Here is an 18,975-nt window from a genome sequence, read left to right as displayed (position 1 = left end):
ACGGGCGGCCGGACAGCTCCCGATATTCCCCCAGTGTGACCCCAAACCCGAGCGAACACCGTGCGCCGCACCGATCGCACGGGGCGATCCACTCTCCGACGGGTCGGGCTGGCGTCAGGCGAAGGTCTCGTCGAGAGCGGCCTTGAGGTCCCCGATGAGGTCGGCGGCGTCCTCCAGCCCTACCGAGAGCCGCAGGTGTCCGAGCCGCTGGAATTCCTTCGGGTAGTAAGCGGCCCGCGGCCCGCTGCCCGATACGTGCACGATCAGGCTCTCGTCGTGGCCGAGGGAGACGGCGGAGGTGATCACCCGGAGCCGGGCCACGAACCGGTTCTGGGCGTCGGCGTCGCCGTTCACGGCGAACGCGAGCATGCCCCCGAACCCATGGTGGAACTGGCGAACGGCCAGCTCATGCTGCGGATGCGTCGGCAACCCGGGTAGGCGACATAAGCGATCCGCGGGTCGGCGGCCAGAAACTTCGCGACCATTTGGGCGCTCTCGGTGTGCTGGCGCAATCGAAGCGGCAGCGTGACCGACCCGCGCATGATCAACCAGGCGTTGAACGGGCTGATCACCCCGCCGACGTCCACCATCGCCTCGGACTTGATCCGCTGCACCAACGTGCTGGAGCCGATCACGGCCCCGCCCATGGCATCCCCGTGGCCGTTGATGTACTTGGTGAGGGAGTGCACGACGAGGTCGGCACCGAGATCGAGCGGACGCAGCACCGGTGGCGGGGTGAACGTCGAATCGACCGACAGCAGGACGCCGGCCGCTCGGGCGATGGCCGCGATGGCGGCGATGTCGGCAACCCGGGTGGTCGGGTTGGCGATGGCCTCCACGTGCACCAGGCGGGTCTCGGGGCGGACAGCCGCCGCGACGGCCGCCGGGTCGCTCGTGTCCACGAACGTCGCCGTGATGCCGTACTTGTCGGGCAGGAGCTCGCGGAAGAGCTTGAAGGTGGCCTCGTAGGCGACATCCGAGACGACGACATGATCACCGGTGCGCAGGAAGGTGAAGAACACGGCGTGCAGCGCGGCGACGCCGCTGGCCAGTGCCACGGCGTCCTCGCCGTGCTCGAGGAGCGCCAACTTACGCTGCAGGCCGAGCTGGTTGACGCCGCTATTTCGGGTGTAGAGGGGAACATCGGTGCCCGACCAGCTGATCGTCGAGGGGTCCTCGGGCAGCGCGTACGAGTTCGCCATCACGATCGGGGTGCGCACCGCACCCGTGCCGGGGTCGATGTCGTTGCCCGCGTGCACGGCGCGGCTGGACTCGGCGAGGGACTGCGGCGCATGCTTGTCTGGTCGAACCGTCATGAGGCCAGCGTAATGACCTCGGTGAGCGCCGGGCGATGGTATGACGCCGCGCGACGGCCGGCGTCGAGAATGGGAAACTAGACCCATGACCGCAACACTCGTCGCCAAGGGCCTGGCCGGCGGCTACGCCCACCGCACACTGTTCGACTCCCTCGACCTCACCGTGGGGCCCGGGGACGTCGTGGGCGTGGTGGGCGTGAACGGCGCCGGCAAGTCCACCCTCCTACGCCTGCTCGCCGGAATCGACGAGCCCTCGTCCGGCAGCGTGTCGCTCTCACCTGCGGATGCCTTCGTGGGCTGGCTGCCGCAGGAACACGAGCGCGTGCCAGGCGAGACCGTCTCGGAGTACATCGCCCGACGCACCGGATGCGCCCAGGCCACCCGGGAGATGGACGTCGCGGCCTCCGCTCTCGCCGAACCGGCCGCACCCGGCGGCCCTGACCCCGCCGACGTCTACTCGCAGGCCCTCGACCGATGGCTGGCCAGCGGTGCGGCCGATCTCGACGACAGGCTGCCGGGCGTCCTGCACGAGCTCGGCCTCACGCTGGACGCCGACGTCGCGGCGGACGCCCCGATGACGGCGCTGTCCGGTGGCCAGGTCGCGCGGGTGGGCCTGGCGGCGCTGCTGCTGTCCAGGTTCGACATCGTTCTCCTCGACGAACCCACCAACGACCTCGACCTCGACGGCCTCGAACGTCTCGAGGCCTTCGTACGAGGTCTCCGCGGCGGCGTCGTGCTCGTCAGCCACGACCGCGAGTTCCTGTCGCGGTCCGTGACGCGGGTACTCGAATTGGATCTGGCCCAGAACGCCAACCGGGTCTTCGGCGGCGGGTACGACTCCTACCTCGAGGAACGCGAAACGGCCCGCCGGCAGAAGCGGGCCGCGTTCGACGAATTCGCCGACAAGAAGGCAGACCTGGTCGGCCGCGCCCGCATCCAGCGCGAGTGGTCCAGCCAGGGCGTGCGCAATGCCATGAAGAAGGCGCCGGACAACGACAAGATCCGCCGCAAGGCTTCCGCCGAGTCCAGCGAGAAGCAGGCCCAGAAGGTCCGCCAGATGGAGAGCCGTATCAAGAGGCTCGACGAGGTCGACGAACCGCGCAAGGAATGGAAGCTCGAGTTCACGATCGGCCCGGCCCCCCGGTCGAGCACCGTCGTGTCCGTTCTCAACGACGCGATCGTGCGGCAGGGCGACTTCGTCTTCGGCCCCGTGTCGCTGCAGGTCAATGCGGGGGAGCGCATCGGCATCACCGGGCCCAACGGGGCGGGTAAGACCACTCTGCTGCGGGCGCTGCTGGGCCGTCGTGTCCCCGATGCCGGGTCGGCGAGCCTGGGCACGAGCGTCGCGATCGGGGAGATCGACCAGGCACGGGCCAGCGTCACCGGTGACCAGAGCCTGGTGGCCATCTTCGAGGAGCGCCTGCCCGACCTGGCCGCCGGAGAGATCCGCACCCTGCTGGCCAAGTTCGGCCTGACCGCCGATCACGTCGGCCGGCCGGCCGATGCCCTCTCGCCCGGCGAGCGCACGCGCGCGGGCCTCGCCCTGCTCCAGGCCACCGGCGTGAACCTGCTGGTGCTCGACGAGCCCACCAACCACCTGGACCTGGCCGCGATCGAACAGCTCGAGCAGGCCCTGGACTCCTACACGGGTACGCTGCTGCTGGTGACGCACGACCGACGGATGCTGTCCACTGTGAGCCTCGACAGACACTGGGCGGTCGAGGCCGGCCAGGTGGTCGAGACCAGCACCGCCGCATCCGCTGCTCGCTGAACCGGCAGCTTGGAGCCGGCAGCGCCGGGACGACGGCACCGGGGCGGCATCGCTGAACGCACCTGGAATAGAACCGGCCACGCGGCCGTTGGGACGTAGTATGCGTTTGCATACAAACCGATGGGAAGGGCGCACGACACATGGCACCGACACTGGAATTGGGTCTCGACACGTTCGGCGACGTCACGTACGCCCCCGACGGAACCCTGCTCAGCCACGCGCAGGTACTCCGGAACGTGGTGGCCGAGGCGGTACTTGCCGACCAGGTGGGCCTGAGCTTCTTCGGCATCGGTGAGCACCACCGGGAGGACTTCGCCGTCTCCGCCCCCGAGGTCGTCCTCGCCGCGATCGCCGGACAGACCTCTGCCATCAAGCTCGGCTCCGCCGTCACCGTGCTCAGCTCCGACGACCCGGTGCGGGTGTTCCAACGCTTCGCTACCCTCGACGCCGTCTCCAACGGTCGAGCAGAAGTAATCCTCGGCCGCGGCTCCTTCACCGAGTCGTTCCCGCTGTTCGGCCTGGAGCTGAGCGACTACGAGCAGCTGTTCGAGGAGAAGCTTGAGCTCTTCACCGAACTGCTCAAGGAGGAGCCGGTCACCTGGACCGGCACCACGAGGGGCTCCCTGACCGACCAGCGGGTGTTCCCGCCCACCGAGTCGGGCAGCATCCGCACCTGGATCGGCGTGGGCGGCAGCCCGCAGTCGGTAGTGCGCGCCGCCCACTACGGCCTGCCCCTGATGCTCGCGATCATCGGCGGCGAACCGTTGGCGTTCGCGCAGTTCACCGACCTGTACCACCGCGCCCTCGACCAGTTCGGTCGCGAGCGGCTGCCCATCGGCGAGCACTCGCCCGGCTACGTGGCCGCGACCGACGAACAGGCCCGTGAGGAAATGTGGCCGCACTACCGGGCCATGCAGGACCGCATCGGCCGTGAGCGCGGTTGGGGGCCGGCCACCAAGGCCCGCTTCGAGCAGGACGCCGGACCCGACGGCGCCCTGTTCGTCGGATCGCCCCAGACCGTCGCCACCAAGATCGCCAAGATGGCCACCGGGCTGTCCTTGTCCCGGTTCGACCTCAAGTACAGCCTGGGCACCCTCTCGCACGAGAAGCTCATGAACAGCATCGAGCTCTACGGCACCGAGGTGGCCCCGCTCGTGCACGACCTCATGGCCTGACCCCGGGCCCGGCGGGCGAGCGAGGTCCCTCGGACGGGGTAGCGTGAACGAGTGGGCCCGGCTCAGGCAAACCGCCCACGTTCCCCCTTTCGATTATTCATTCCTCGAGGAGTACACCGTGGAAACCTGGCCCGGATCTGCCTACCCGCTCGGCGCGACCTATGACGGCAGCGGCACGAACTTCGCCCTGTTCAGCGAGGCCGCCGAGCGGGTGGAGCTGTGCCTGTTCGACGAGAACGGCGCCGAGACTCCCGTGGAGGTCCGCGAGTCCAGCGCCTTCGTCTGGCACTGCTACCTGCCGGAGGTGCAGCCTGGCCAGCGCTACGGCTACCGGGTGCACGGCGAGTACAACCCCAGCGAGGGCAAACGCGCCAACCCCAACAAGCTGCTGCTCGACCCGTACGCCAAGGCCACCTGCGGCGTCATGGACTGGGACCAGGCCCTGTTCTCCTACAACTTCGGAGACCCGGACTCCCGCAACGACGAGGACTCCGCCCCGCACATGATGCTCGGCGTCGTCGTCAACCCGTTCTTCGACTGGACCGGCGACCGCTCACCGCGCACCCCGTACAACGAGACGGTGATCTACGAGGCCCACGTCAAGGGCCTCACCCAGCTGCAGAGCGAGGTGCCGGAGTCCCAGCGCGGCACCTACGCGGCCGTCGCGCATCCGTCGGTCATCGAGCACCTGCAGAAGCTCGGCGTCACCGCCATCGAGCTGATGCCGGTGCACCAGTTCGTCAACGACTCCACCCTGCAGGACCAGGGCCTGAGCAACTACTGGGGCTACAACACCATCGGGTTCTTCGCCCCGCACAACGCATACTCCTCCAGCGGCGACCTCGGCCAGCAGGTACAGGAGTTCAAGGGCATGGTCAAGAACCTGCACGCCGCCGGCATCGAGGTCATCCTCGACGTGGTCTACAACCACACCGCGGAGGGCAACCACCTGGGCCCGACCATCTCGTTCAAGGGCATCGACAACGCCGCCTACTACCGGCTGATGGACGACGACGGCCGCTACTACATGGACTACACCGGTACAGGCAACACGCTCAACGTGCGCCACCCGCACGCGCTGCAGTTGATCATGGACTCGCTGCGCTACTGGGCCATCGAGATGCACGTCGACGGTTTCCGGTTCGACCTGGCCAGCGCCCTGGCCCGTGACCTGTACGACGTCGACAAGCTGTCGACCTTCTTCGAGCTCGTGCAGCAGGACCCGATCGTCTCCCAGGTCAAGCTCATCGCCGAGCCCTGGGACGTCGGCCCCGGCGGGTACCAGGTCGGTAACTTCCCGCCGCAGTGGACGGAGTGGAACGGGAAATACCGCGACACCGTGCGCGACTTCTGGCGTGGAGAACCCTCCACCCTCGGCGAGTTCGCGTCGCGCATCTCCGGATCCGCCGACCTCTACGAGCACTCCGGCCGCCGTCCGGTGGCCTCGATCAACTTCGTCACCGCGCACGACGGCTTCACCCTCAACGACCTGGTCTCCTACAACGAGAAGCACAACGACGCCAACGGCGAGGGCAACAACGACGGCGAGAGCCACAACCGGTCGTGGAACTCCGGCGTCGAGGGACCCACCGACGACGACGCCATCCGCACCCTGCGTGGCCGCCAGCAGCGCAACTTCATCGCCACCATGCTTCTGTCCCAGGGCGTGCCGATGATCCTGCACGGTGACGAACTCGGCCGCACGCAACACGGCAACAACAACACCTACGCACAGGACTCCGAGCTGAGCTGGATCCACTGGGACGAGGCCGATGCGCCTTTGATCGAGTTCACGGCTGCCGTGGTGCGCCTCCGCAAGGAACACCCCACCTTCCGCCGCAGTCGCTTCTTCGACGGCCACCCCGGCAAGCGTGGCGAGGGTGACCCGCTGGCGGACATCGTCTGGTTGAACACCGACGGCGAGGAGATGCGGGCGGAAGACTGGGACGAAAGCCGCGCCCGCACCGTGGGTATGTTCCTCAACGGCCAGGGCATCCGCGAGCGCGACTCCCGTGGCCGGGAGGTCACCGACGTCAACTTCATCCTGCTCTTCAACGCGGATGGCGAGGACGTCGAGTTCACGCTGCCCAGCGACGAGTACTCGCCGGCCTGGGAGATCGTGATCGACACCGGGGGAGAGGGCGCCGACTCGCTGCCCCGCCCGGCCGGTGCCATCCACACGGTGAAGGGACGCTCACTCGTCGTTCTCCGCGAGTACCACGAACCCGAGGCCCTGCCGGATCACTCCGTGGCCGCGTCGCTGGCGAGCCACCCGTCCCCGCCGACGGCGACGCTCACGCTGCCGGTTCTCCCCGACCCGTACGCCGCGACCGAAGGACACGCGTAACCGCCATGATCGTTCCCGTCTCCACTTATCGCCTGCAGATCACGTCGGCCTTCGACCTGGATGCGGCGGCAGCCGTGCTCGATTACGTCACCGCACTGGGTGCCGACTGGATCTACCTCTCACCGCTGCTCACCGCCGAGCCGGGGTCCGATCACGGCTACGACGTGATCGACCACGGCACCGTCGACCCGGCCAGAGGCGGCCCCGAAGCCCTTGCGCGGCTCTCCGAGCAGGCCACGACCGCCGGCCGAGGCATCCTGGTCGACATCGTGCCCAACCACATGGGGGTGAACACCCCCCTGAGCAACGCCTGGTGGTGGGATCTCCTGAAGCGCGGGCAGGCATCGCGCTACGCCGAGGCCTTCGACGTGGACTGGCCGGCCGGCCACGACCGACTGCTGCTCCCGGTGCTCGGAGACGGTGACACCGAACTCGACAAGCTCACCATCGTCGGCGACGAACTGCACTACTACGACAACCGGTTCCCGCTGGCCCCGGGGACCGCGGACGACGGCGCGAGCGCCACGGTCGTGCACGACCGGCAGCACTACGAGCTGGTGAACTGGCGCCGGGCCGACGCCGACCTCAACTATCGGCGGTTCTTCGCGGTGAACACCCTCGCCGGCCTCCGCGTCGAGGTGCCGTGGGTCTTCGACGAATCCCACCGCGAGATCCTGCGCTGGGTGCGCACCGGAACGGTGCAGGGCCTGCGGGTGGACCACCCGGACGGCCTGGCCGACCCGGGCGGTTACCTCGATCGCCTGCAGGCCGCGATGGGCGGCCGCTACCTCCTCGTGGAGAAGATCCTCGAGGGTCGCGAGCAGCTGCCCAGCAACTGGTCGACCGACGGGACCACGGGGTACGACGCCCTCGCCGACTTTGACCGGGTCCTCGTCGACCCGTCGGGCCAGGAGCGACTCGACGCCCTCGAGGCCGCCCTGCAGGCAGAGCGGGGCGGTCTCGGCCCCGTCTCCTGGAGCGAACTGGTCTACGCGGGCAAACGCGCCATCGCGGACACGATCCTGCAGAGCGAGGTACACCGGCTGGACCGGCTGATCCCCGAGGTGCCTGACGCTGTCGACGCCCTGGCGGAACTGATCGCCTGGTTCCCGGTGTACCGCTCCTACCTGCCCGTCGGCCGGCACGAGTTGGATACCGCGGTGCGCTTGGCCCGGCAGCGCCGACCGGATCTGGACGCCACCATCAGCGCGCTGCTGCCCGTTCTCACCGACCCCGCCCACCCGGCTGCCGTGCGGTTCCAGCAGACCTCCGGCATGGTTATGGCCAAGGGCGTCGAAGACACCGCCTACTACCGCTACAGCCGGCTCACCTCGCTCAACGAGGTCGGCGCGGACCCGAGCGAGTTCGCGGTGCCTGTGGATGAGTTCCACCGCCGCCAGCAAACCCGCCTGGCCGTCTCGCCCGCGTCCCAGACCACGCTGTCCACCCACGACACGAAGCGTGCGGAGGACGTGCGCAGCCGCATCTCGGTCATCGCCGAGCTTCCGGACGAGTGGGCCGCCGTGCTCGGCACGCTGCGCGGGCTGGCTCCGCTCGGCGACGCGCCCTTCGAGAACCTGCTCTGGCAGGCCGTCGTCGGTTCATGGCCGGCGTCGACGGATCGCCTCATCGGCTACGCAGAGAAGGCGTCCCGGGAAGCCAACCTCTCCACCACCTGGACCGCGCCGAACGAGGAGTTCGAGAACGCCATGCGCGACCTCGTCCGCAACCTGGCCGAACCCGGTCCGTTGCGCGACACCGTCACCGCGTTCGTCGACAAAATCCGGCAGGCCGGTTGGAGCAACTCCCTCGCGCTCAAGCTGATCCAGCTCACCGCCCCCGGTGTGCCCGACGTCTACCAGGGCAGCGAGCTCTGGGAGACGTCCCTCGTCGATCCCGACAACCGCCGCCCCGTCGACTACGGGGTGCGCCGCGAGTACCTGGCCCGGGTCACCGCGGGTTGGCTGCCGCCGGTGGATGAGACGGGCGCGGCCAAGCTGCTGGTCACCACCCGTGCGCTCCGGCTGCGACGGGAACGGCCGGATTTGTTCCGCCGACACGCTCCCGTCGAGGCCTTCGGCTCGGCGGCCGCCCACGTCGTGGCCTTCGACCGGGGCGGCGCCGTCACGGTGGCCACCCGACTGCCTGTGGCCCTGTCTCGCACCGGTTGGGGCGACACCACGATCATGCTCGCCGGCCACGCCTGGCAGGACACCCTCACCGGCGCCCACGTCGCCGGGGGAGAGGTGCGGCTGGCCGACCTGCTCTCGCGCTACCCGGTGGCACTGCTCATCCCCGCAGCCACCGCCCAGCCCGCATCCGCCACCACCGAGGAGGTCGCCCCGTGACCGAGGACGCCACCAGCTCCGCACCAGACCGAACCTTTCCAGCGCAGCGTCCCGTCGAGGTGTGGGCGCCGAACGCCACCCTGGTGCAGCTGGTCAGCGACGCCGGCCCGGCAGCCATGAGCCGCGACGACTCCGGCTGGTGGCACGCCGGCCTGCCCGGCACGGCAGGCGGCGTCGACTACGGTTTCTTGGTCGACGGCGCCGGCCCGTTCCCCGACCCGCGGTCCCGGCGCCAGCCCGCGGGCGTGCACGGTCTCTCCCGCACCTTCGACCCGGCCGCCCATACCTGGCAGGACGACGCCTGGACCGGCCGCCAGTTGGCCGGCGGCACCATCTACGAGCTGCACATCGGCACGTTCACCCCCGAGGGCACCCTGGATGCCGCGGTCGGCCGCCTCGATCACCTGGCGGCCCTCGGCGTCGACTTCGTCGAGCTGCTCCCGGTGAACGCCTTCAACGGCAGCCACAACTGGGGCTACGACGGTGTGCTCTGGTACTCCGTGCACGAGGGCTACGGTGGCCCAGCCGCCTACCAGCGCTTCGTCGACGCCTGCCACGCCGCCGGGATCGGGGTCATCCAGGACGTCGTGCACAACCACCTCGGGCCCAGCGGCAACTACCTGCCCAATTTCGGCCCGTACCTCAGCGATGCCGAAGGGAACACCTGGGGCGCATCGGTCAACCTGGACGGCCCGGACTCCGACGAGGTGCGCCGGTACATCATCGACAGCGCCTTGATGTGGTTGCGTGACTACCACGTCGACGGGCTGCGCCTGGATGCCGTGCACGCGCTCAAGGACCACTCCGCCGTGCACCTGCTCGAACAGCTTGCCGAGGAGACCGCCGCGCTGAGCGCGTTCGCCGGCCGCCCGCTCACCCTCATCGCCGAATCCGACCTCAACGACCCGCGTCTCATCACGCCCCGCGAAGCCAACGGCTACGGGTTGGACGCGCAGTGGAGCGACGACTTCCACCACGCCGTGCACGTCGCGCTCACCGGCGAGACCGTGGGCTACTACGCCGATTTCGCGCCGCTCGAGGCCCTGGCCAAGGTGCTCACCCGCGGGTTCTTCCACGACGGCACCTTCTCCAGCTTCCGGGGCCGGCTGCACGGCCGCCCGGTCGACCTGCAGCGGATGCCGGCCTGGCGCCTGGTCGTCGCCACCCAGAACCACGATCAGATCGGCAACCGCGCCATCGGCGACAGGTTGAGCGCCCAACTCGACACCGGCCAGCTGGCCATCGCTGCCGCCCTCACTCTGCTCGGCCCGTTCACCCCGATGCTGTTCATGGGCGAGGAATGGGGCGCACGCACGCCGTGGCAGTTCTTCACGTCGCACCCGGAGCCGGAACTGGGCCTGGCAACGGCCGAGGGCCGGATCGGCGAGTTCGCCCGGATGGGCTGGGACCCGGCCGTGGTGCCCGACCCGCAGGACCCCGCCACCTTCGAGCGGTCCAAGCTGGACTGGTCCGAGCTGCAGCGGCCCGATGCGGGCCGCCTGTTCGCGTTCTACCGCCACCTGGCCGTTCTGCGCCGCGACCACTCCGACTTCACCGATCCCCGGCTGCTCAGGGCAGCCGTGGACTTCGACGAGGCTGACGGCTGGGTGAAGCTCACCCGGGGCGCCACAGAGATCCTGATGAACCTGTCGACGAGCCCGCGCTGGGTTCCGGCGGCGGGGAGCACGGTCGTCCTGGCATTCGCGAACAACGCCGATGCAGCACCCCGCCTGGACGCCGGTCAGGTCTTGTTGCCCCCGCACTCCGTCGCCGTGCTCACCTGACCCGAACATCGCGCCCTAGCCGACCCAGAATCAAGGAGATAACCGTGGGTTCCTTCCTGTCCCAGCAGAGCGCCGAGGCTCTGGCCAGGCTCGTCCGGCTGGACGGTGAAGAGTCCTCGCCACCCCTCGAACGGATGCGGGCGATCCGCGCCGTGCTCCATCACCTCGACGCCGATCCGGCCGCGCTCGGCAGCGTGCGCGATGCCCTGGCGGGCGGGTCAGGCTGGCCTGAGATCGCCGAGGCGGCAGGCCTCAAGCCCACCGCGGCCAAGTGGCGTTGGCAGGGCACCGACGACGAGATCGCCGCGCGGCTGTCCGCTGGGCGCAAGCGCAGCATCCGGCCCAGCAGCGTGCCCACCGACCTGCCGGGACGCTCAGTCGCCGAGGCGGCGGCGCAGCTCGGGGTGTCCGCGCAGGCCGTCTACCTGCAGGTGACCCGGGGTAGGCTGATCAGCCGCACGGTCGAGCTGGCCGACGGGCGGAGCTACAAACGCGTCTTCCTGCCGGGTGACGCGCTACCCTCCACTGCAGAAACACCGGAGCCCTCGCTCGATGATTCGCCCGAGGATTCGACCAGCACCGATCGCTGAGAACAGACCGCTAGCCCGACACCGACGGAGTGACCATGACCGATCAGAGCTACGACCCCTTCGACCGCACCCGCCCCGTGCAGACCGCTGCAGCGGACCAGACGCACACCGAGCGCCTCGACGTCGACCGCGGCCCGGTCACAGCCCCGGCGGAGGCCGAACTGGCGGAGACCGGACTGGCGGAGACCGCAACGGAGTCACGCGGTGCCAGGCCCCGCAGCCGCACGCTGATCTCCGACCTGCGTACCGGCGGCCCCCAGCGTGCCGCGCTGGTGGTGTTGGTGGGCATTGCCGTTCTCACGATCGCGTTCATCATCATGATCTTCGTGAACGTGTCCAACGAGTCCATCATCGCCCTGGCCGTGATCGCCACACCGATCGCGTCGATGGTGGCGGCCTACTACGCCGTGACCTTGAGCATCCAGCAGGTCAAGACGGAACGGGCCGACAAGGAGAAGGCCCTGGCCAAGCTCGAGGCCGTCGAAGCGGCTGCACGCGAGACCGAGGTGTGGGCCTCCCAGATGGAATCCGGCCTCCGGGTCGCGGTGGCCAAGCTCGATGGCGCCGGACTGTCCAGCGTCGCGGTCACTCGCGCCGCCGGCACGCCGGACGACTTCTTCTAGACCGAATACTGGTCGGCGGCGTCGCTAGATCTCGCCGGATGCGGCGCCGAGCCGCTCGGACTCGGAACGTTCGGCGGCCGACCGGGCCCGGGCGGCACGCAGGTAGTGGCGCATCGGCGCGTGCCGCAGTCGCCGCGGCAACCGTGGGTAGACCGCGCGCAGGAGCGTCAGAACACCGGTGAAGCGCCGCTGCCGTCCCGGCGACCACGGCAGCTCGAACAGGGCGCGTTCCCCGGGCTCGAGCAGCCCGGCCGTGACCAGGCGGGCCAGCGGCATGGCCAGGCGCAGCCAGACCGGCCCTGTCCGCGGATGCAGCAGCGTGTCGGCGACGGCGCGGGTCGTGGCGTCCGTCGACAGCGTTCGGCCGGCGTTCCGCCAGTATTCCGCGAAGGCCTGCCGGGTCGGCGGCCACAACCCGGCCGGCACCTGCAGGGCGGTGCCGAGCACCGCGTAGTCGCGGTAGACCGCCTCCGCGTCGTCGTCGGGGAGCGGGCCGAAGACCAGGTCGTGCATGCGGGTCGCCGACTCATAAAGGGTGGCGGCCACCCAGAGCTGCAGCGCCGGATCGAACGCGTTGTAGGCGGGGTCCCCGTCAGGGACGTTTCGGGAGCTGTGCACCGGACGGTGCGCCAGTGACACGCGGCGAACCGCCGCCGCCCTGTCGATGGGAGTTCCGCAGGTGACCGCGTACACGTATGCGAGTGTGCCCGTCAGTCGGTCGAGCGGCCGGGCGGCGAAGTCGCTGTGCCGGGCCACCCCGTGCCCGACGGCGGGGTTGGCCAGTTGCAGCAGGATCGCCCGCCCGCCGGCGAGGATGAGAATTCCCTCAGGCGCCAGGTCCCGGATGCCCAGGGCGGGGCGTGCCTGTGCGGGCCGGCCGGTCCCTGCGACGGGACTCTCGTCGTGCGCCATGGCGGCCTCCTTCACGGTGAGCCTACTTCCCCGCGCACATTCTCCCGCGACGGTTGTCTGGCTGTCCCGTCGCGGAAGCCGTTCCTGAACCGTTCAGAGAAATTCTTCCCGACGATGGAATATCCTGAGGTCCTATGCGATTGCATAAACCTGAGGGTGACGGATCCGGTCGCCCCACAGACCTGAGGAGCACCATGAGCGACACCGACATCATCACCATCCCCGGCTACAAAGCGGGAACCTGGACCATCGACCCCACCCACAGCGCGGTCGGCTTCAGCATCCGTCACATCATGATCAGCAAGGTCAAGGGCACCTTCGAGTCGTTCGACGCCACGTTCGTCACCACCGAGAACCCCCTCGAGACCAGCGTCACCGCCTCCGCGACGGTCGCGTCCATCAACACCAACGAGCCCAACCGGGACGGCCACCTGCGCACCGGTGACTTCTTCGACGCCGAGACCTACCCGACCATCGACTTCGTGTCGACCGGCGTGCGTCTGGTGAAGGGCGACTACCTCGTCGACGGCAACCTGACCATCAAGGGCGTCACCAAGCCCGTCACCTTCGACTTCGACTTCGGTGGCTTCGGTTCTGACCCCTACGGCAACTACAAGTTCGGCGCCACCGCCAAGGCCGAGATCAACCGTGAGGACTTCGGCCTCACCTACAACGCCGCTCTCGAGACCGGCGGCATGCTCCTCGGCGACAAGGTCACCATCACCCTCGAGCTGCAGGGCGCCCTTCAGGCGTAATCCAGTCCGCTGAGCGGGGATCCCACCTGGTGGGGTCCCCGTTTCGTGTGTCCGGGCGCGCTCAGCCGACGACCGCTCAGCCCACGACCGCTCAGCCCACGACGGCACCGTCCGGGGTGGGCTTCAGGACCCCGAGTCGCCGCAGGGCCAGGGCGATGACCGGGTCGAGAGCGAAGACGAGGAACGCCGCTGAACCCCAGACCGTGGCAAGCAGCACCACGCAGAAGGCCTGTACGAGCGCGCTGGCCGAGTTGACCCGCCCGTTGTGCACGGCCTCGGCCGAGGCCCCCTGCACGAGCTTGCGGCGGGGCGAGCTGGCGTGGAACCACTGCCAGGTGCTGATGAAGAGGATCAGGAAGAAATTCACAGGGAGCAGGGTGCGGCCGAGCAGATAGCGACTGAACTCGTCGTTGAGGCTCGTTGTGAACGGCACGAGCACCACCCCGAGCAGTCGCAGATTGTTGAGCCAGACGATGGTGGTGTCGACTCGGGGGATGAACTCGAACTGCCGCACGTGGATGAGCCAGAGCAGGCCGAGCAGCAGGAAGCTGATCACGACGTTCAGGACGCTGGGCAGCAAAGCCAGCACCTACTGCACGAGCTCGGCGTTGGAGTTCACCACCCCGATCCCGCTCACCGACAGGTTCAACACCAGCAGCGTGGCCGCGATGGCGAAGACACCGTCCGTGTAGGACTCCAGCCGCCGGGTGGCGAGCACGGTGCGCCGGTCCGGCCCCGTCCTTGGCGAGCGCGTGTTCCGGTCTCCAGTACCCCCTGGCGGGCCGGAGAAACCGTCTGAGTCGTTCGGCTCGGCTGGAGGAGGCACGCTCGGCATGCCGGCAGCCTACTCGCCGGTGATTTCCTCGCGCACGCGGCGCAGGTCCTCCATGAGGGCCCCGATCAAGATCCAGTGCTGCGGATGTGGCGTCGTGATCATCAGCGGAGCCGTGAGTGCCGGCGGCTCCACGGCTGGCGCAGCGGACGCGGCGGCGGCCGATTCCGGCAGCACGGTCAGCAGGCGCAGGTCGTGGGCCGCGCGCTCCAGCTCGATGGAGAAGGCTTGCACGGTGGGCTCGAGGTGCAACGAGTCGTCGTAATGGTCACGCAGCGCGCGGGTCATCCCCAGGGCACGGGTGACCAACGGCACCAGTCGCTTGTAGAGCTCGGTATCGGCGTCGAGCACCTCGCGGTGCCTGGCCTGGCGCGGATTGAGTGTGAGGCTCTCCTCGGCCTGGCTGATCGCTCGCTCGGCCTTGGCCAGCATCGGCCGCAGCAGTCGCGCCTGGATCATGAGCGACTCGAGGTCGGAATATTTCTGCGGACTCAGCAACGCGTTGGCGACCCTGTCGAAGGTTGCGGCGATCTCCAGGGTGAGCCGGGTGACGGCGTCGTGCGCGGGGGTGAGGAGCACCGGTGGCACGATGAGGGCGTTCACGATGACGGCGATGGCGGCGCCGAGGATGGTCTCGATGATGCGGTCCCTGGCGTAGGTCGGCGTCGCCGCCCCCAGGGTGAGCACGAGCATCGCGCTGATCGGGATCTGGTTTGCGGAGCCCGGCGAGAGCTTGAGCGCCCAGGCGAGCAGGATGCACAGAACGATGGCGGAGAGCACGATCCAGCTGGACTGCCCGAAGAGCAGGCCGATGGCCAGGGCCACAAGGACTCCGCCGACGACGCCCAGGCTGCGTTCGAGTGCCCGCCCGAGGGACTGGTTGACACTGGGCTGCACCACGAAGATGGCCGCCATCGCGGCGAAGATCGGAAGCTCACCCGGCAGCAGCCACTGCGAGATGATCCAAGCCAGGGCCACCGCGACCGACGTCTTGAGGGTCTGCAGAAGTGGGATCCGTCTGGACACCCGCAGGTTGGTCGTTATTCGCACTGTCATAGGGTACAAGCCGGTCGGGGTCGAACCGGTCCGCCGATGCCTCAGCCGACCGGCGCGGGCGGTTGCGTCGTGGGCGCTGCCGGGAGAACGTGCACGGGACGGCCGAGGAACCGCGCGTACTCATGCAAGGCACGGTCGGCGCTTCGTGCGGACACATCGGAGAACGGGAGGAAGGGCTGCGGCTGCACGGTCACCTGTCGTGGTCGCCACTCCCGGCGCCAGGTGCCGATCACGCGCCCGGCCCGAACCAGGATGGGCAGGAAGATCCCGTTCTTGCCCGGAACGACCGAGGTGAACCTTTCGGGCTCGATGGCCAGACTGCGCTCCCGGTAGCCGAGCAGGTATTCGTCGAAACCGGCCAGCGCCAACACGGCCGCCGGTCCCCGCCCGGGCGCAGCGCGGGGGAGCGATGACGTGTCGCTGCTCCGCGGCAGCAGATGGCGCACTCCGTCCACCTCGAGCTCCTCCAGGTGCGGGGCTGCGACGGCGAGGGCGACCTTGGCGTCCGCGGTGGTGAGTTGCGACCACCAGATGAAGTCGGTCAGCGGGGCTGGGCCATGGCCGGTGAGGTAGCGCAGCAGATACTCGCCGAGGGCCTCGTCGCGCTCGAGCCGACGCGGCTGGGGAACCCACTCGTCCAGCAGGACGAGCATCTGTTGGGAGTCGAGTTGGCGGCCCCAGCACAGGGTGCCCGATTGGGCCAGATGCCAGATCAGGTGATAACCGCGTTGCCCGGCGGTGCTGATACCGTTCTGCTCGAGCAGTTCCAGGAACTGCCCCCGGGACAGTTCCCGTGCGCCGGTCAGGGCGTCGACGGCCACCTGCCTGGCGTGCTCGATGACGGTCTCATCCAGTCCGAGGTCGCGTCGGCGAGTGGCCGCACCCGACCAGAGCCTGGGAGTGGTGAGCTCCAGCATCCAGCCCAGGTCCCGCCCGGGGACCAGGTGAAGTGTGCCGCGCATGGGCCAGGACCGCACGATACGGCCCGAGTCGATCATCCGGTCGATGTCAGCACTGGTGGTGCCGGGGGAGCGGACCGCCACGGCCCATTTGGCCCAGCGCAGGTCCTGGGCCTGCAGGGCGAGCATCCGTTCGACGACGGCGACCGCACCCTCCCCGGCATCCCTCTGGCCGGCATCCGGCACGCCGGAAGCGCCCGGGACGGCGGCCGCACCGGTCAGCGACTGGCTGACCAGGCGCCACCGCACGATGTCTGAACTCGAGGCTCGTGTCATAGCTCGGCAGTCTAGGGCCGATCATACGGGGCCATCAGGACAGTGACCGGTCCGGCCCGTCCTGGATGGGGCGTGCCGCGAGGCGCGCTCGCCTGTGAGCGGGCTCGTCTCTAAGCGAGGTCGTCGTCGGTGCGGGCGCCGAACACGATCTCGTCCCAGCTGGGCATCGAGGCCCGGCCGCGCCGACCGGTCTGACCCGTGCGTGGTTGCCCCGTTGCGGCCTGGGTGGCCCACACATTGCGCGCGGCATCCGGTCGGGCGGGAACGGGGTCGGGCGCACCTGCGACCGGCGGCTGGGGCGCCGGGGCCGTGGTGGCCTCGTCGACCAGGCGGATGCCGGTCTCCAGCGGAGCGCGGTCCACCGGGCGGCGCTCCGGCGTTGCCGCAGCAGCGGGCGCCGGGGCGGCGGCGGCCTCGCGTTCGCCGCGACGACGCCGCAGGGACTCCAACAGGTCAGCCGTTTCGCTCAGGCTCTGGGCCGGTTCGTCGGCACGCTTGATGGCGGCTTTGGACACGGCTTCCGTCGTGCCGGCGGAGCGGGCATAGGGCACCAGGTCGTGCAGGGGTGCGGTGTCGTTGAGGATGTCGTCGGCCAGAGACTCCTTGAAGGTGAACGCGCCGCTGTCGAAGCGGCTGACGTCGGCCAGGCTGGTCTCGGCTCCCACCGCACGCAGCCGAGGGATCAGGGCGCCCTTGAGCTCCCCCTGCTGGGAGAGCGCGATGGCCTCGCTGCCGATGGGAGCGAGCGCGTTCTTCTTCGGCTCGAAACCCCAGCGGGCGTCGTGATCGATGTCGTCGGCCGTGAAGGCCAGCTTGACGATCCAGCCGGCGCCCGGTTCCTTCCAACTCGCCCAGCGCTCGTTAGAGGCGCCGAGAGAGGCGAGGCGTTCGCGGATGACGCTGCCGAAGGTGGCCGGCTCGTCGCCAGGGTCGGGTTCGACCGCCGTGTGCACGGGCACGCCGAGGGCCGAGGAGACGATGTACTCCCGTTCGGCGACCACTGGGCCCTCGAAACGGCGCACGAAGTCCAGCGACGCACCGGTCACGGCGGCCACGTCCTCTGCGGACATGCCGGCCCGGATGTGCGACTGCACTTCCCGAGGCGACAGCTTGGGTCGAACGGACGAATCCGTTTGGGTTTGGCGAAGCCGGGACTGGAGAACCGCGTCGATGGGAATCCTGAAACGATCACCATCCTCTGACGCTGCAAGCAGCGCGCCGTTCTCGACTCCGATAACTTTCAAATCCTGCATGGCGAAAGCCCTCTCGCGATCACTGATGGCCCAACCCTGCCATGCCAAGGAGTCATTTCGGGGGAATACTGCGGGCGTGCCGGAAGTTGCTCCCATTGCCAACCTGAGAGGTTGGTGATTGGTTTGCTATTCCGAACGGATTGTTGCAAACTATGGCCGCCGATTTCGTTTATCGGCGTTAATGAAATGGATGGGCATGGCAACCGACTACGACGCACCGCGAAAGACCGAAGACGACTCAGAGTCGATTGAGGCCCTCAAGGAGCGTGTACCCGACAAGATGTCCGGTGTCGTTGATGTTGACGACTCCGACAACCCCGGTGGTTTCGACCTCCCGGGCGCCGATCTGTCCGACCTCGACCTCGACGTCGTCGTCCTGCCTCCGCAGGCCGACGAGTTCACCTGCGTGGAGTGCTTCCTCGTGAAGCACCGTTCGCAGATGTCGCACGAGACCAAGCTCGGCCCGGTCTGCCTGGAGTGCGACGCCTAAGCGCGCTTAGTTACTTGATGCTGGCCGTCGCGATCGATTGATCGCGGCGGCCATTTTCTGTGGCTGGCGGCTGGAGACGAGCCAGTATGGCGCCGGATCGGTGGGGTCCTCGAGCGGGATCCGCACGACCCCGGGAACCCAGCCGCGGATCAGCAACCACGCGCGGGCGTCGAGCCGCGGCCCGCGCTCGGCCGTGGCATCCGCCCCGGCGAAGGCGACAGCCTCGCCCAGAAGCGAGGTGTCGATGGTGGCTCGGCCGGCCGTCAGCGTGCCGCCGGAGACCTGAACGGTCGGGGACGCGAGCACGACGAGCAGTGCGCTACCGAGGTACAACCCCGCCGCCGTCAGGACGCCCGCGAGCATCGAGATGGGGAGGAAGACCAGCAGGCTCGCGGGAATAACGAGAGCGATGATGACGAACAGCCAGGGGGACGGCCGGAGTTTTTCGCGATATTCGGGCATGGCTCTATTCGATCAGACTTCTGCAC

General features: G+C 68.9%; 14 protein-coding genes and 2 pseudogenes. 9 read left to right on the top strand and 7 right to left on the bottom strand.

Annotated elements, in window-relative coordinates:
- Positions 1–114: 114 nt before the first annotated feature.
- A pseudogene (locus KY500_RS07980) lies at positions 115–1,316 on the bottom strand (PLP-dependent aspartate aminotransferase family protein).
- 85 nt (positions 1,317–1,401) lie between these two features.
- On the opposite strand from KY500_RS07980, the gene KY500_RS07975 reads away from it, so the two are divergent.
- The 7 genes from KY500_RS07975 to KY500_RS07945 all read left to right on the top strand — a co-directional run bounded on the left by KY500_RS07975 (position 1,402) and on the right by KY500_RS07945 (position 11,954).
- Positions 1,402–3,087 (top strand): ABC-F family ATP-binding cassette domain-containing protein, encoded by a 1,686-nt coding sequence (locus KY500_RS07975; RefSeq protein WP_219903010.1) that lies wholly within the window; start codon positions 1,402–1,404, stop codon positions 3,085–3,087.
- A gap of 140 nt (positions 3,088–3,227) precedes the next feature.
- Positions 3,228–4,262: an LLM class flavin-dependent oxidoreductase gene (locus KY500_RS07970; protein WP_219903009.1), complete on the top strand. Its 1,035-nt coding sequence runs from the start codon at positions 3,228–3,230 to the stop codon at positions 4,260–4,262.
- A 118-nt stretch (positions 4,263–4,380) separates the two neighbouring features.
- The gene (glgX, locus tag KY500_RS07965; protein ID WP_219903008.1) at positions 4,381–6,609 is read left to right on the top strand and encodes a glycogen debranching protein GlgX; all 2,229 of its coding nucleotides are present in this window, start codon (positions 4,381–4,383) and stop codon (positions 6,607–6,609) included.
- Positions 6,610–6,614: 5 nt separating this feature from the next.
- Entirely contained in the window at positions 6,615–8,957 is a 2,343-nt protein-coding gene (treY, locus tag KY500_RS07960) for a malto-oligosyltrehalose synthase (protein WP_219903007.1), read from the top strand.
- Entirely contained in the window at positions 8,954–10,741 is a 1,788-nt protein-coding gene (treZ, locus tag KY500_RS07955; RefSeq protein ID WP_219903006.1) for a malto-oligosyltrehalose trehalohydrolase, read from the top strand. The genes treY and treZ overlap by 4 nt, the downstream gene beginning before the upstream one ends.
- A gap of 44 nt (positions 10,742–10,785) precedes the next feature.
- A complete protein-coding gene (locus tag KY500_RS07950; protein ID WP_219903005.1) occupies positions 10,786–11,331 on the top strand; it encodes a hypothetical protein in 546 nt (181 codons plus the stop codon).
- 35 nt (positions 11,332–11,366) lie between these two features.
- Complete coding sequence (locus tag KY500_RS07945) at positions 11,367–11,954, top strand: hypothetical protein (protein WP_219903004.1); 588 nt, start codon at positions 11,367–11,369, stop codon at positions 11,952–11,954.
- 24 nt (positions 11,955–11,978) lie between these two features.
- Here KY500_RS07945 and KY500_RS07940 read toward each other — a convergent pair whose 3' ends face one another.
- On the bottom strand, positions 11,979–12,866 hold the full coding sequence (locus tag KY500_RS07940) for an oxygenase MpaB family protein (protein ID WP_219903003.1): 888 nt from the start codon (positions 12,864–12,866) through the stop codon (positions 11,979–11,981).
- Between the two features lie 194 nt (positions 12,867–13,060).
- Here KY500_RS07940 and KY500_RS07935 point away from each other — a divergent pair, with 194 nt between their 5' ends.
- The gene (locus KY500_RS07935; protein ID WP_066595801.1) at positions 13,061–13,621 is read left to right on the top strand and encodes a YceI family protein; all 561 of its coding nucleotides are present in this window, start codon (positions 13,061–13,063) and stop codon (positions 13,619–13,621) included.
- 91 nt (positions 13,622–13,712) lie between these two features.
- On the opposite strand, the pseudogene KY500_RS07930 reads toward KY500_RS07935, so the two are convergent.
- The 4 genes and pseudogenes from KY500_RS07930 to sepH form a co-directional block, all read right to left on the bottom strand.
- Positions 13,713–14,339 (bottom strand): annotated as a pseudogene (locus KY500_RS07930) (TMEM175 family protein).
- A 126-nt stretch (positions 14,340–14,465) separates the two neighbouring features.
- Positions 14,466–15,509, bottom strand: coding sequence for an aromatic acid exporter family protein (locus KY500_RS07925; RefSeq protein WP_370626909.1), 1,044 nt, complete (start codon positions 15,507–15,509; stop codon positions 14,466–14,468).
- Between the two features lie 41 nt (positions 15,510–15,550).
- Positions 15,551–16,744: a winged helix DNA-binding domain-containing protein gene (locus tag KY500_RS07920; RefSeq protein WP_219903001.1), complete on the bottom strand. Its 1,194-nt coding sequence runs from the start codon at positions 16,742–16,744 to the stop codon at positions 15,551–15,553.
- Between the two features lie 110 nt (positions 16,745–16,854).
- The gene (gene sepH, locus KY500_RS07915) at positions 16,855–17,997 is read right to left on the bottom strand and encodes a septation protein SepH (protein ID WP_219903000.1); all 1,143 of its coding nucleotides are present in this window, start codon (positions 17,995–17,997) and stop codon (positions 16,855–16,857) included.
- A gap of 196 nt (positions 17,998–18,193) precedes the next feature.
- On the opposite strand from sepH, the gene KY500_RS07910 reads away from it, so the two are divergent.
- Positions 18,194–18,487: a DUF4193 domain-containing protein gene (locus KY500_RS07910; protein WP_066599570.1), complete on the top strand. Its 294-nt coding sequence runs from the start codon at positions 18,194–18,196 to the stop codon at positions 18,485–18,487.
- A 6-nt stretch (positions 18,488–18,493) separates the two neighbouring features.
- Here the strand turns inward: KY500_RS07910 and KY500_RS07905 are convergent, their stop codons facing one another.
- Positions 18,494–18,949 carry a DUF3093 domain-containing protein gene (locus KY500_RS07905; RefSeq protein ID WP_219902999.1) on the bottom strand — a complete coding sequence of 152 codons (456 nt, stop codon included), beginning with the start codon at positions 18,947–18,949 and terminating at the stop codon, positions 18,494–18,496.
- Between the last annotated feature and the right edge of the window lie 26 nt (positions 18,950–18,975).

The sequence above is a fragment of the Cryobacterium sp. PAMC25264 genome (assembly GCF_019443325.1).
GTDB lineage: Bacteria > Actinomycetota > Actinomycetes > Actinomycetales > Microbacteriaceae > Cryobacterium.
This window is presented reverse-complemented; position numbering and strand designations above follow the sequence as displayed.